10 protein-coding genes are annotated in these 13934 nt (G+C 74.4%); 8 read left to right on the top strand and 2 right to left on the bottom strand.

Annotation, left to right across the window (positions count from 1 at the left end; genetic code table 11):
• On the bottom strand, positions 1-2529 hold a 2529-nt coding region (locus tag BIV57_RS26480; protein WP_265736999.1), incomplete at its 3' end, for an FtsK/SpoIIIE domain-containing protein.
• A gap of 185 nt (positions 2530-2714) precedes the next feature.
• Between BIV57_RS26480 and eccD the strand changes: the two genes are divergently transcribed.
• The 6 genes from eccD (at position 2715) to BIV57_RS16805 (ending at position 9881) form a co-directional block, all read left to right on the top strand.
• Entirely contained in the window at positions 2715-4079 is a 1365-nt protein-coding gene (gene eccD, locus BIV57_RS16830) for a type VII secretion integral membrane protein EccD (RefSeq protein ID WP_071657648.1), read from the top strand.
• Positions 4080-4230: 151 nt separating this feature from the next.
• Positions 4231-4518, top strand: a complete 288-nt coding sequence (gene rpsO, locus BIV57_RS16825) for a 30S ribosomal protein S15 (RefSeq protein ID WP_071657647.1) — start codon at positions 4231-4233, stop codon at positions 4516-4518.
• A gap of 405 nt (positions 4519-4923) precedes the next feature.
• Positions 4924-7161: a polyribonucleotide nucleotidyltransferase gene (locus BIV57_RS16820; RefSeq protein ID WP_071657646.1), complete on the top strand. Its 2238-nt coding sequence runs from the start codon at positions 4924-4926 to the stop codon at positions 7159-7161.
• 171 nt (positions 7162-7332) lie between these two features.
• The gene (locus BIV57_RS16815; protein WP_079170403.1) at positions 7333-8622 is read left to right on the top strand and encodes a M16 family metallopeptidase; all 1290 of its coding nucleotides are present in this window, start codon (positions 7333-7335) and stop codon (positions 8620-8622) included.
• 43 nt (positions 8623-8665) lie between these two features.
• The gene (gene dapB, locus BIV57_RS16810; protein WP_071657644.1) at positions 8666-9418 is read left to right on the top strand and encodes a 4-hydroxy-tetrahydrodipicolinate reductase; all 753 of its coding nucleotides are present in this window, start codon (positions 8666-8668) and stop codon (positions 9416-9418) included.
• Positions 9419-9425: 7 nt separating this feature from the next.
• Positions 9426-9881 (top strand): hypothetical protein, encoded by a 456-nt coding sequence (locus BIV57_RS16805; RefSeq protein WP_419185725.1) that lies wholly within the window; start codon positions 9426-9428, stop codon positions 9879-9881.
• Between the two features lie 116 nt (positions 9882-9997).
• Here the strand turns inward: BIV57_RS16805 and BIV57_RS16800 are convergent, their stop codons facing one another.
• Positions 9998-10594, bottom strand: coding sequence for a hypothetical protein (locus tag BIV57_RS16800; protein WP_071657643.1), 597 nt, complete (start codon positions 10592-10594; stop codon positions 9998-10000).
• 329 nt (positions 10595-10923) lie between these two features.
• Here BIV57_RS16800 and dapA point away from each other — a divergent pair, with 329 nt between their 5' ends.
• Both dapA and BIV57_RS16790 read left to right on the top strand, forming a co-directional pair.
• The gene (gene dapA, locus BIV57_RS16795; RefSeq protein ID WP_071657642.1) at positions 10924-11823 is read left to right on the top strand and encodes a 4-hydroxy-tetrahydrodipicolinate synthase; all 900 of its coding nucleotides are present in this window, start codon (positions 10924-10926) and stop codon (positions 11821-11823) included.
• 155 nt (positions 11824-11978) lie between these two features.
• Positions 11979-13664: a ribonuclease J gene (locus tag BIV57_RS16790; protein ID WP_071657641.1), complete on the top strand. Its 1686-nt coding sequence runs from the start codon at positions 11979-11981 to the stop codon at positions 13662-13664.
• The last annotated feature ends 270 nt before the right edge of the window (positions 13665-13934 follow it).

The raw sequence follows: 13934 nt of genomic DNA, 5'->3' as shown, positions 1-13934 counted from the left end.
GGTGGGTGTTGTGGGCGGGGCCCCGGGGGTGGGCCAGGTGGTGGGTGGCGTGGCTGGCGGCCAGTCGGCCGGAGCCTGGGAGCCGCCCGTCTGCGGAATGGGTTGGCGGGGGCCGGGCACGCTCTCGGAGCCCTGCTGCCGGCCGGCGTCCGTGGCCGGCGTGGTGGTGGCCTGGGGTGGGCGGGGCCGCTCCGCGCGGGTCGCGGTGACGCGGACCTGGGGGTGGGCGTCGGACGTGGTGTCGGGCCGACCGCGGTCTGCCGGCCGCGGTTGGTGGGGTGCGGCGTCGCCGGCCTTGCGGGGGGCCGGTACTCGGTCGGCGCGGCGGGTGGTGCGCTGGGCCGCCGCCGGGGTCCGCCAGGGGCGATCGGCCGGCTGGGGGCATGGGGCGTCGGGCGCGGCGGGACGCGGACGCGGGGACGGCGCGGGAGGCTCCTCGATGCGCGTCGCCGCCGCGAAGAGGCGGACCGCGCGGGGCTCGTCCGAGGGCGGGGCCGGCGGCGGGGCGGAGACGTACGCGGCGCGGAAGCGCGTGAGCGGCTCGGAGCCGATCCGCAGATAGCCGCAGCCCGGGACGCGCGGCAGCGTGTGCGCGTCGGGGACGCCCAGCGCCGCCCGCGACTCCTCCGCCGAGAACGTCCGCAGCCCGATCCGATAGGAGAGCGCCGCCTCCAGCCCGGAGAGCCGCCCCTCCTCCAACCGCTGCGAGGCGAGCAGCAGATGGACGCCGAGCGACCGCCCGATCCGCCCGATCTGCGTGAACACCTCAGCGAACTCCCCGCGCGCCGCGAGCAGCTCGCCGAACTCGTCCACCACGACCAGCAGCGACGGCAGCGGCTCCAGCGGCGCCCCGTCCGCCCGCGCCGCCTCGTACTCCGCGGCGCCCGGCAGCCGCGCGCCCAGCCGCGCCCCCGCCTCGCGCAGCACCTCCTGGCGGCGCCGCAGCTCGCCGCCGATCGCGTCGGCGAGCCGGTCGACCAGGTGCAGCTCCGCCTCCAGGTTGGTGACGAGCGCCGCGGTGTGCGGCAGCGCCGCGAGGCCGTCGAAGGTCGCGCCGCCCTTGAAGTCCACCAGCACGAAGTTGACGGCGTCCGAGCGGTGCGTCAGCGCGAGCCCCAGCACCAGCGTCCGCAGCAGCTCCGACTTCCCCGAGCCGGTCGCCCCCACGCACAGCCCGTGCGGCCCGGCGCCGCCCGCCGCCGCCTCCTTGAGGTCGAGCAGCAGCGGCCGCCCCGTCCCCTCCACCACCCCGATCGGCACCCGGAGCCGGTCCGCGCCGGTGCCGCGGGACTGCGTCACCGCCGGGTCGGCGCCCGCGGACGGCAGCCCGTGCAGCGCCGCGAAGCCCGACGGGGCGTCGTCCGCTCCCGACCCCGACCCCGGCCCCGCACCCGCCGCGCGGGCCAGCGCCCTCGCCAGCGACTCCGCCGCCGCCGGCCCGAGCCGGTCCGCCGTGCCGCCGCCGGGGAACGCCTCGCCGTCCCGGCGCAGCTCCAGACCGCCGCCGCTGATGTCGACCATCAGCGCGCCGGGCACGTCCGCACCGCCCGCCGCCGCCTCCAGCACCGTCACCCCGGGACGGTCCGGCACCGCCGCCCCCTCCGCGACCAGCACCAGCCGCCGCCCGTCCGCCGGCGCGCCCCCGCCGCCGTCGTCCGAACGCCGCGCGTGCGGCAGCCACTTGACCCACTCCCAGTGCCGCGCCGCCGCCCCCTCCGCGCGCACCTCCACCGCCACGTCCCCCGGCGCATGGTGCACCGTCAGCTGCGCGACCAGCGCACGCAGCACCCCGCGCGCCGCCTCCGCGCCGCGCGCACCCGCGCACACCACCACCCTCGGCGCCCCGGTGACCGCCAGCACCACCGGCAGGTCCGGCACCGTGCGGTGGACGGCCACCAGCCGGCAGCGCGCCCGCTCGCAGAGCGGGTCCCGCCGGGCCGGCGGCGTCTCGGACGCCACCGGCACCGGGCCCACCGCCAGCGGCTGCGGGCCCGAGCCGACCCGGACCACACCGAACCCCTCGTCCCCGCAGCGCCGCCGCACCGTGCGCCCGCCCGCCACCAGCTCCCACAGCCGGGCCGGCTCCGGGTGCCCCGCCAGCAGCTCCTCCCGCTGCCGGGCCGCCGCCCGCTGCGCCCGGACGCGTACCTCCGACAGCAGGGCGAGGTAGTCGCGCCGCGCCTCCCGCAGCCGGGCGGCCGGCCCGGACCGCAGCCGCACCAGCTGTGCCGCCCCCACCGCCAGCGAGGAGGCCACCATCGCCGCCCCGCCCAGTCGCGCCGCGGCCGGCATCCCCGGCATCAGCAGCAGCGGCAGCGCCCCGACCGAGGCGAGCAGCGGGAGCAGCGCCGTCCACGCCCCGCCCCGGCCGGCCGCCTCCTCCGCGGCCCCGGGCAGCGCGGGCGCCGCGGGCACCAGCAGCGGCTCGCCCTCCGGCGCCCCCTGCAGGCCCGCGGCCGGCGCACCGGCACCGGCACCAGCGCCAGTTCCGGCACCGACCCCGATCCCGGCCGTTCCGACATCGGTCATCCGTGCACCCCGGTCCCTGTCCGCTGCGGGCCGCGGACACGGCGGTGGCCACGGCGGTGATCCCGCCGAATGCTGCCGCGCCCGAGAGCCGTCCGGACCCACCGGAACCCCCGGTTCCCCCGAAAGAGCGGACCCCGCCCGCCGAAACGTCACCGTCCCCCCGCGCGCCCCCTAGGGTCCGCCGGGTGACCACGGCAGACGTTCTCCGACTCACCGTCAGCGGCCCGCGCCGGCGCACCGATCTGGCGCTGCCGGGCGATGTCCCGGTGGCCCTGCTGCTCCCCGAGATCGGCCGGCTCGCCCGCGCGGAGGCGCCCGGCACCGTGCTGCTCCGGCTGGACGGCACCCGCCTCGACCCCGAGCTGCCGCTGCCCGCCCAGCGGGTCCGCGACGGCGACCTGCTGCTGCTCCGGCCGATGCCGGACGGCCCGCCGCCCGCGCCCCGGCACGACGACATCGCCGACGCGCTCGCCGCCGGCGCCCCCGCCGCGCGCAGCCCGCTGCGGCCGGCGGTGCTGGCGGGCGTCGCCGCCGTCCTCACCGCCCTCGCCGCCGCCCTGGCGCGCGGCGGCGCACCGCCCGGCTCCGGCACCGTCCCCGGGACGGTCGCCGCCGCGACCGCCGTGCTGCTGCTCGCCGCCGCCCCGCTCGCCGCCCGCCGGGGACGCCGCGGCGTCGCGCTCGCCCTCGGCCTGCCCGCCCCGCTGCATGCCGCGCTCGCCGCGGCCCTGCTGCTGCGGCTGCACCCGCCCGCGCCGCTCGCCGCCGCGGCCGGGCTGGGGACGGCCGCCGTGCTCGCCGCCCTCGTCCCCGGCGCGGCCACCCTGGCGGCCGCCGCGCTGGCCGCCGCCGGCACCGGGGCGGCGCTGGCCCTGGGGCCCGGCGGGCTCGGTGTCCGTCCGGTCGCCGCGGTGGCGCTCGCCGCGGCCACCGTCCTGCTGCCGCTGCTGCCCGGGGCGGTGCTGCGTGCCGCCCGCCTCGACCCGGAGGACGCCGCCGACCGCCCGGGCGCGGACACCCTCGACCGTCCGGACACCGCGGACGCGCCCGTCGACCCCGTCGACCTCGACGCGCTCGCCGCCCGCCGCCGCCGGGCCGACGCCCTGCTCACCGGCCTCACCGCCACCGTCGGGGTGGTCGCCGCGGCGGCCGTCGCGGCCCTGCTGCTCGCCCCGGGAGCCCCGGCCGGCGACGGGACCGGCGCCCCGGCCGGCGCCGCGGCGCTCGCCGCCGGCTGCGCCGCCGCGCTCGCCCTGCACGCCCGGCGGATGCCGCGCGGCCGGCACGCCTGCCCGCCGCTCGCCGCCGCGCTCGCCGTCCCCGTCCTCGCGGTGCTGCGCGCCCCCGCCTCGCCCGTGCTCGCCGTGCTCGCCGCCCTCGGCGGCGCCGCGCTGCTGTGCGGGGCGCTCGCCCCGCCGGCCCGCGGACCGCTCGCGGCCCGGCTGCTGGAGGGCGCCGACGCGGCCGCCCGGCTGCTGCCCGTGCCGCTCTGCGTCGTCGCGCTGGGCCTGCCGTCCGCCGCCTGGCACTGGGCCTCCGCGGCCCTGTGACGGCCTCGGGAGGGCCTCGGGAGGGGCTCTCGAGGGCGGTCGGAGGCACCCGTTCCGGCTGATACGCTGGAGCGTCGGACGAGTACTGTCAGACCTCCCGTGCAGACGACCGGGGGCGCTCGCCGACCGGATCACAAGGGAGCCTCCACCAGTGGCGCTCGACAACACCAGCAAGAAGCAGATCATCGCCGAGTACGGCACCAAGGAGGGCGACACCGGCTCCCCCGAGGTCCAGATCGCGCTCCTCAGCCGTCGCATCAGCGACCTGACGGACCACCTCAAGACCCACAAGCACGACCACCACAGCCGTCGCGGCATGTTCCTCCTGGTCGGCCAGCGCCGCCGGCTCCTGCAGTACCTGGCGAAGAAGGACATCGAGCGCTACCGCTCGCTGACCGACCGCCTGGGCATCCGTCGCCGGGCCACCATCGCCCGCTGAACGGCAGCGCGTGAGGTCACGTGAGACGTGGTGAGAGGGGCGGCCCCCCGGTCCAAGATCGAGGGAGCCGCTCCTTCGCCGTATCCGCAGGCCTCTTCGCCCGCGATCTCACCGAGCCCCGCCGTCCACCCCGCCGACGTTGAGTAGGGTGGAGGGGCACGCCGTGTGACCGAGCCGGGAGGCTCGGCCCCGGCACCGCGGAGTGTCCGCACGCACCGGGCGGCGCCAGGAGGCGCCGGTCCTCGGTAGTGGCCACCGGAAGGCAGCGTTCCGCGCTCCTCCCGTGGGCTTCGATCGATGACCGGCCCGGCCCGGCCCGCATGTGTGCAACCTGACACTCCTTCAGAAGCCCGGCGCGCGCCGTCGCGCCCGCGCCGCAGAACAGAGAAGACTGGAGAGTCACAGGTGGCTCAGGACACCGTCGACACCAACGACAACGCCACGTATGCCGAGGCCGTCATCGACAACGGCTCGTTCGGCATCCGCACCATCCGCTTCGAGACGGGCCGGCTGGCCCGCCAGGCCGCCGGCTCCGCCGTGGCCTACCTGGACGACGACACCATGGTGCTGTCGGCCACCACTGCCTCGAAGCACCCCAAGGACCAGCTCGACTTCTTCCCGCTGACGGTGGACGTCGAGGAGCGGATGTACGCCGCGGGCAAGATCCCCGGCTCGTTCTTCCGCCGCGAGGGCCGGCCCTCCGAGGACGCCATCCTCACCTGCCGGCTGATCGACCGCCCGCTGCGCCCGTCCTTCAAGAAGGGCCTGCGCAACGAGATCCAGGTCGTCGCCACGGTGATGGCGCTCAACCCCGACCACCTCTACGACGTGGTCGCCATCAACGCCGCCTCCGCCTCCACCCAGCTCGCCGGGCTGCCGTTCTCCGGCCCGATCGGCGGCACCCGCGTCGCGCTGATCGACAACCAGTGGGTCGCCTTCCCGACCAACACCGAGCTGGAGCGCGCCGTCTTCGACATGGTCGTGGCCGGCCGCACGCTGCCCGACGGCGACGTCGCGATCATGATGGTCGAGGCCGAGGCCACCGAGGAGACCATCAAGCTGGTCGCCGACGGCGCCGAGGCCCCCACCGAGGAGGTCGTGGCCGCCGGCCTCGAGGCCGCCAAGCCCTTCATCAAGGAGCTGTGCCGCGCCCAGCAGCAGCTGGCCGACGCCGCCGCCAAGGACACCGCCGAGTACCCCGTCTTCCTGGACTACCAGGACGACGTCTTCGAGGCGCTGTCCAAGGCCGTCAAGGACGACCTCGCCAAGGCGCTCACCATCGCCGGCAAGCAGGAGCGCGAGGCCGAGCTCGACCGCGTCAAGGGCATCGCCGTCGACAAGCTCCTCCCGGAGTTCGAGGGCCGCGAGAAGGAGATCTCCGGGGCCTACCGGGCGCTGACCAAGAAGCTGGTGCGCGAGCGCGTCATCCGCGACAAGGTCCGCATCGACGGCCGCGGCATCACCGACATCCGCACCCTCTCGGCCGAGGTCGAGGTCATCCCGCGGGTGCACGGCTCGGCGCTCTTCGAGCGCGGCGAGACGCAGATCCTCGGCGTCTCCACGCTCAACATGCTCCGCATGGAGCAGCAGCTCGACACCCTCTCCCCGGTGACGCGCAAGCGCTACATGCACAACTACAACTTCCCGCCCTACTCCACCGGTGAGACCGGCCGGGTGGGCTCCCCCAAGCGCCGCGAGATCGGCCACGGCGCGCTCGCCGAGCGCGCCCTGGTGCCGGTCCTGCCGACCCGCGAGGAGTTCCCCTACGCCATCCGGCAGGTGTCGGAGGCTCTCGGCTCCAACGGCTCGACCTCCATGGGCTCCGTCTGCGCGTCGACCATGTCGCTGCTGAACGCCGGTGTGCCGCTGAAGGCCCCGGTCGCCGGCATCGCCATGGGTCTGATCTCCCAGGAGATCGACGACCAGATGCACTACGTCACCCTGACGGACATCCTTGGTGCCGAGGACGCCTACGGCGACATGGACTTCAAGGTCGCCGGCACCAAGGAGTTCGTGACGGCCCTTCAGCTGGACACCAAGCTCGACGGCATCCCCGCCTCGGTGCTGGCGGCCGCGCTGAAGCAGGCCAAGGAGGCCCGACTGCACATCCTCGACGTGATGATGGAGGCGATCGACCAGCCCGACGAGATGTCGCCGCTGGCCCCGCGGATCATCACGGTGAAGATCCCGGTCGACAAGATCGGCGAGGTCATCGGCCCCAAGGGCAAGATGATCAACCAGATCCAGGACGACACCGGCGCCGAGATCACCATCGAGGACGACGGCACCATCTACATCGGTGCCACCGACGGCCCGTCCGCCGAGGCCGCCCGGAACACGATCAACCAGATCGCCAACCCGACCATGCCGGAGGTCGGCGAGCGCTACCTGGGCACCGTCGTGAAGACCACGACGTTCGGCGCCTTCGTCTCGCTCATGCCGGGCAAGGACGGCCTGCTGCACATCTCGCAGCTGCGCAAGCTCTCCGGCGGCAAGCGCGTCGAGAACGTCGAGGACGTCGTCAAGGTCGGCGACAAGGTCCAGGTCGAGATCGCCGAGATCGACCAGCGCGGCAAGCTCTCGCTGATCCCCGTCATCGAGGGCGAGGACGGCGACTCCGGCTCCGCCGACGCCGACAAGTAAGACCGAGCGGCACCGGCCAGCGGCGGCCCGACCCGGCGATCCGGGGCGGGCCGCCGCTGCTGTACCGTCGGTCCCGTCGGGCCCCCTGCCCGGCGGGTCCCACCCCGCGGCACCCCCCGCAGCACACCCAGCCCAGCGCAGCCGAACGCGAGAGAAGCAGCAGTGCAGCAGATGAGCACGGTGCGGTCCACCGTCCTCCCCGGCGGACTCCGGATCCTCACCGAGTCCGTCCCCACCTTCCGCTCCGCCACCTTCGGCATCTGGGTCGGCACCGGTTCCCGGGACGAGACCCCGGATCTCGGCGGGGCCACCCACTACCTGGAGCACCTGCTCTTCAAGGGCACCGCGCGGCGCACCGCGCTGCAGATCTCGGCCGAGATCGACGCCGTCGGCGGCGAGATGAACGCCTTCACCTCGAAGGAGTTCACCTGCTACTACGCCCGCGTCCTCGACGACGACCTGCCGCTCGCCATCGATGTCGTCAGCGACATGCTCACCTCCGCCCTCAACCGGGCCGAGGACGTCGACGCGGAGCGCGGCGTCGTCCTGGAGGAGATCGCGATGACCGAGGACGACCCGGGGGACCAGGTCCACGACCTGTTCGCCGAGGCCGTCTACGGCGACACCCCGCTCGGGCGGCCCGTGCTGGGCACCGTCGACAGCATCAACTCCCTCAGCCGGGACGCCATCCACGGCCACTACCTGGCCCACTACGGCCCCCGGAACCTGGTCGTCGCGGCCGCCGGCAACGTCGACCACGACCAGGTGGTGCGGCTCGTCGAGCGCGCCTTCGCCGGCGTCCTGGCGAACGCCGACCGGTCCGCCGCCCCCTGCGCCATCCGCCCCGAGGACCCGGCGGCCGTCTCGCCCGCCGGCACCGTCCGGGTGCTGGACCGCAGCACCGAGCAGGCGCACATCGTCCTCGGCATGCCCGGCGTCTCCCGCACCGACGAGCGGCGCTGGGCGCTGGGCGTCCTCAACGCCGCGCTCGGCGGCGGCATGAGCAGCCGGCTCTTCCAGGAGGTCCGCGAGAAGCGCGGGCTCGCCTACTCCGTCTACTCCTTCACCTCCGGGTTCGCCGGCTCCGGCCTCTTCGGCATCTACGCCGGCTGCCAGCCGCAGCGCACCGGGGAGGTCCTCAAGATCTGCCGGGACGAGCTGGACCGGGCCGCCACCGAGGGCATCGGCGGCGAGGAGCTGCGCCGCGCCGTCGGCCAGGTCGCCGGTGCCACCGTCCTCGCCCTGGAGGACACCGGGGCGCTGATGAACCGCCTCGGCAAGGGCGAGCTGTGCCACGGCGGGCAGCTGTCGGTCGACGAACTGCTCGGCAAGGTCAACGGGGTGACGGAGGACCAGGTCCGCGAGGTCGCCCGGGACGTCCTGGCGCAGCGGCCCAGCCTCGCCCTGATCGGCCCGTTCCGCGACAAGCAGGCCGCCGCCTTCGCCGAGGCCGTCTCCTGACCGCCCGACCCCCGACGAACCCCTGGGAAGGACCCGCACCCGCATGAGCAAGCTGCGCGTGGCCGTCATCGGCTCCACCGGCCGCATCGGCTCCGAGGCCGCCAAGGCCGTGGACGCCGCCGAGGACCTGGAGCTGGTCGCGGCCCTGCACCGGGGCGACTCCCTGGACGCCCTGGCGGAGGCCGGCGCCCAGGTCGCCGTCGACCTCACGCACCCCGACGCGGTGATGGACAACGTCGGGTACTGCGTCCGCAACGGCATCCACGCCGTGGTCGGCACCACCGGCTGGACGGACGAGCGGCTGGCGACGCTGCGCGGCCGGCTCGCCGAGTCGCCGTCCACCGGCGTGCTGATCGCCCCGAACTTCTCCGTCGGCGCGGTGCTGACCATGAAGTTCGCCCAGGCCGCCGCGCGCTTCCTGCCGACGGTGGAGGTCATCGAGCTGCACCACCGCGGCAAGGCCGACGCCCCGTCGGGCACCGCCGCCCGCACCGCCCGGCTGATCGCCGAGGCGCGGGAGGCGGCCGGGCTGCCCCGCCAGGAGGACCCCACCACGCACGGCCTGCAAGGCGCCCGCGGCGCCGACGTCGACGGGATCCCCGTCCACGCGGTCCGGCTGCAGGGCCTGCTGGCGCACCAGGAGGTGCTCTTCGGGGGCGAGGGCGAGACCCTGACCATCCGTCACGACTCGCTGCACCACAGCAGCTTCATGCCCGGCGTGCTGCTGGGCGTGCGGCGCGTCGTCGACACCCCGGGCCTGACGGTGGGCCTGGAGCACTTCCTCGATCTGGACTGAGGCGGCCATGGCTCCCGGACTGAAGCAGCGGATCACCTTCGCGGTGCTGTCGCTGGCGCTGGTCTTCTACTTCGTGCTGGCCGGCGACCGCGGCGTGGTGCTGATCCGCGACGGCCGACCGGTCGTCGTCGCGTTCGGCGTCGCCGTGCTGATCCTGCCGGTGATCGGCGCGTGGTTCCTGTGGCGGGTCGTCGACTTCGGCTTCCGCAGCGAGGCGCTGGCGCGCGAGCTGGAGGCCGAGGGCGGCCTGCCGGTGGACGAGCTGCGCCGCACGCCGGCCGGCCGGATCGACCGGGGCTCGGCGGACGAGGTGTTCGCGAAGCGGAAGGCGGAGGCGGAGGCGGCGCCGGAGGACTGGCGCAACTGGTTCCGGCTGGCGATCGCGTACAACGACGCGCGGGACACTCCGCGGGCGCGGAAGGCGATGCAGCACGCGATCCGCTTGAGGCGCCGGGTGCGCTGAGCGGCTCGCGTTCCGCGCGCCGCGGCGTTCGCCGCCCCGTCCGACCGGGCACCCCGCCCGGACCGCTTCGCGGTCCGCGGGGGTGCCGGGGTGCCGGGGTGCCGGGGTGCGGCTGGTCAGCGGTCGGTGCAGGCGCGGTACCAGTCGAAGAGCGCGGCGACCGCATCGCGGTAGTCGTCCTTGCGGGTACGGCTCAGGAAGTCCGCGTTGTGGCTGGAGATGATCTCCTCCCACGGCTCCCCGCCCGACATCCGCCGCAGCGCCACCGCCTCGCCGTTGCGCCGCCGCGGCGTCCCGAGCACGCGCACCGGCATCTGGTAGACCACCAGCTCGCCCACCTGGTGCCAGCGCAGCTTCGTCGTGCGCAGCAGCCGGACGCGCCGCACCCCGCGGGTGCTGACGTAGAGGCCCATCCGCAGGATCCGCAGCGCCAGCACCACCAGGACCAGCGCGATCCCCGCGGCCACGGCCGCCCGCACCGGGCTCTGCGCGAGATAGCTCAGCAGCGACCCGAGCAGCAGCATCGGGCAGAGCGCCAGCAGCACCGTCGCCGCGCCGACCCGGTAGCCGCCTATCCGGTACGGCCGGCGCCAGCGGCTGGGGTGCAGCGGCGGGCGGACCGCGTCGTCCAGCGGGTCCGGCGCGCCGCGACGGCCCGCCTCGGCCCCCGTCCGGCTGCCGAACATGGCCTGGGCGGTGTCAGCGGTGGCCACGGTGCGATCTCCCCATCTCTGTGTCCCGGTGTCCCGGTGTCCCGGTGTCCCGGTGTGTCGGTATCCCGGTGTCTCTGTGTCACACGGTGGTGCGGACCGGGACGTTCGGCCCGGATGCCGGGGTGAGCCTACTGGGACCCCGCGCGGGCGTCGATGCCGCGGCTCCCTCGGCCGTCCCGGTGGGCTCGTTGGGGCCCGACGGACCGTCTGAATTGCCCGAAATCTGATGGTGCGTCTATTGTGGTGCGCACGATCCCGGCGCCGCCCGAGCCCCCGAGCGGGCGGCTCCGGGATTCGTGCACCCCCAGCTAGCGAGTAGCCTCGACACCATGGCCCCGACCTCCACCCCGCAGACCCCGTTCGGGCGGATGCTGACCGCAATGGTCACCCCGTTCGACGCGGACGGCGAGCTCGACCTCGACGCCGCCCAGCACCTCGCCACCCACCTCGTCGACCTCGGCAACGACGGCCTGGTCGTCAACGGCACCACCGGCGAGTCCCCCACCACCAGCGGTGAGGAGAAAGAGCGGCTGCTGCGGGCCGTCATGGAGGCCGTCGGCGACCAGGCCTTCGTCGTCGCCGGCGTCGGCACCAACGACACCCGCCGCTCCCTGGCCGCCATCGACGGCGCCGAGCGGGCGGGCGTGCACGGCCTGCTCGCCGTCACCCCGTACTACAACCGGCCGAGCCAGGAGGGCCTGCTCGCGCACTTCCGCACCCTCGCGGACCGCGCGGAGCTGCCCATCATGCTCTACGACATCCCCGGACGGACGGGCCGCGAGCTGACCACCGAGACACTGGCCCGGCTCGCCGAGCACCCGCGGATCGTCGCCAACAAGGACGCCAAGGGCGACCTCGGCGCCGCCTCCTGGGTCATCGCCCGCACCGGGCTGCCCTGGTACTCCGGCGAGGACATGCTCAACCTGCCGCTGCTGTCGGTCGGCGCCGCCGGTTTCGTCAGCGTCGTCGGCCACTTCGTCGCCGACCGGCTCGTCGACCTGATGGACGCTTTCCAGCGCGGCGACAACGCTTCGGCGATGAAGATCCATCAGGGCCTTCTCCCGGTCTACCAGGGCACCTTCCGCACCCAGGGCGTGATGACCACCAAGGCCGGCCTCAATCTGCAGGGTCACCGCACCGGCCCCGTCCGCCTCCCGCTCGTCGATCTCACGGAGACCGAAACGGAGCAGCTCAAGGCGGATCTGGCGGCCGGCGGGGTACACCTTTGAGCAAGTGGGGAATCGAACCCCTGAAGCTTGTGCACGACAGACGTTGATGCGCGCCCCCGGCCGGAAGGCGGGAGGCCGGGGCTCGCATCGGTTTTTGATCCGACAACCGAATGAACGCAAGGCGCGCCGCACGGGCGCGCGCGAAGGAGAACCTTTTGAGTCATCCACACCCTGAGCTGGGCGCTCCGCCCGCGCTGGCCGAGGGCGGCCTGCGCATCACCCCGCTGGGCGGGCTCGGCGAGATCGGCCGCAACATGACGGTCTTCGAGTACGCCGGCCGCCTCCTGATCGTCGACTGCGGCGTGCTGTTCCCCGAGGAGGAGCAGCCCGGCGTCGACCTGATCCTGCCCGACTTCAGCTCCATCCGGGACCGCCTGGACGACGTGGTCGGCATCGTGCTGACGCACGGCCACGAGGACCACATCGGCGGCGTCCCCTACCTGCTGCGCGAGAAGCCGGACATCCCGCTGATCGGCTCCAAGCTGACGCTGGCGCTGATCGAGGCGAAGCTGCAGGAGCACCGGATCCGCCCCTACACCCTTGAGGTGAAGGAGGGGCAGCGCGAGCGCATCGGCCCCTTCGACTGCGAGTTCGTCGCGGTCAACCACTCCATCCCGGACGCGCTGGCGGTCGCCATCCGCACCCCGGCCGGGCTGGTCATCGCCACCGGCGACTTCAAGATGGACCAGCTGCCGCTGGACGGCCGACTCACCGACCTCCCGGCCTTCGCCCGCCTGGGCGAGGAGGGCATCGACCTGCTGCTGGCCGACTCCACCAACGCCGAGGTCCCCGGCTTCGTCGGCCTGGAGCGGGACATCAGCAACTCGCTGCGGCAGGTGTTCGCCAAGGCGGACCGGCGCATCATCGTCGCCAGCTTCGCCAGCCATGTGCACCGCGTGCAGCAGGTGCTGGACGCCGCCCACGAGTTCGGCCGCAAGGTGGCCTTCGTCGGCCGCTCGATGGTCAGGAACATGGGTATCGCCCGCGACCTGGGCTATCTGCGGGTGCCGCCGGGCCTCGTCGTCGACCTCAAGACGGTGGACGACCTGCCCGACGAGGAGGTGGTGCTGATGTGCACCGGCTCCCAGGGCGAGCCGATGGCCGCGCTGGCCCGAATGGCCAACCGCGACCACCAGATCCGGATCGTCAAGAACGACACCGTGGTGCTCGCCTCGTCGCTGATCCCCGGCAACGAGAACGCCGTCTACCGGGTCATCAACGGCCTGACGCGGTGGGGCGCCAACGTGGTGCACAAGGGCAACGCCAAGGTGCACGTCTCGGGCCACGCCTCGGCCGGCGAGCTGCTGTACTTCTACAACATCTGCAAGCCGAAGAACGTGATGCCGGTGCACGGCGAGTGGCGCCACCTGCGGGCCAACGCCGAGATCGCCGAGCTGACGGGCGTGCCGAAGGACCGCTGCGTGATCGCCGAGGACGGCGTCGTGGTGGACCTGGTCAACGGCCGCGCGAAGATCACGGGCAAGGTGCAGGCCGGCTATGTGTACGTGGACGGCCTCACGGTCGGCGACGTCAACGAGGCCGAGCTGAAGGACCGCCGCATCCTCGGCGACGAGGGCATCGTCTCGGTGTTCGTGGTCGTCGACTCGACGACCGGCAAGGTTGTCGGGGGACCGCACATCCAGTCCCGCGGCTCCGGCATCGACGACAAGGCCTTCGACGCTGTGAAGCCGAAGGTGGAGGAGGCGCTGGCGCAGTCCGCCCAGGACGGCGTCACCGACCCCCGCCAGCTGCAGCAGCTGATCCGCCGCGCGATCGGCCGCTGGGTGTCCGACACCTACCGCCGCCGGCCGATGATCCTCCCTGTGGTGGTCGAGGTCTGACGCCTCGTCACCCGGATACGGGCCCCCGCCGCACGGGATTTGCGTTCCGCGGCGGGGGCCTGTACGTTAGACCAGCTGCCTTCGAGAGGGGGCGCCGGACGGGCCGAGAGGCCCGATCGGACGCAGACCCCGAGGACAGCACCCCAACTATCGGAACGACGGTAACGCTCTGTTTTGCGTTGCCCGAATGCCGAAAGAGGGGGAGGGAAAAACCCCGCCGGAAAGTCTGGTAAGGTTTAACCCAGAACGAAGCGCCCGGAGGAAAAGCCG

The sequence above is a fragment of the Mangrovactinospora gilvigrisea genome, assembly GCF_001879105.1.
GTDB classification, from domain to species: domain Bacteria; phylum Actinomycetota; class Actinomycetes; order Streptomycetales; family Streptomycetaceae; genus Mangrovactinospora; species Mangrovactinospora gilvigrisea.
The sequence above is the reverse complement of the archived record's forward strand: the minus strand, read 5'-3'. Positions and strand labels throughout refer to the sequence as shown.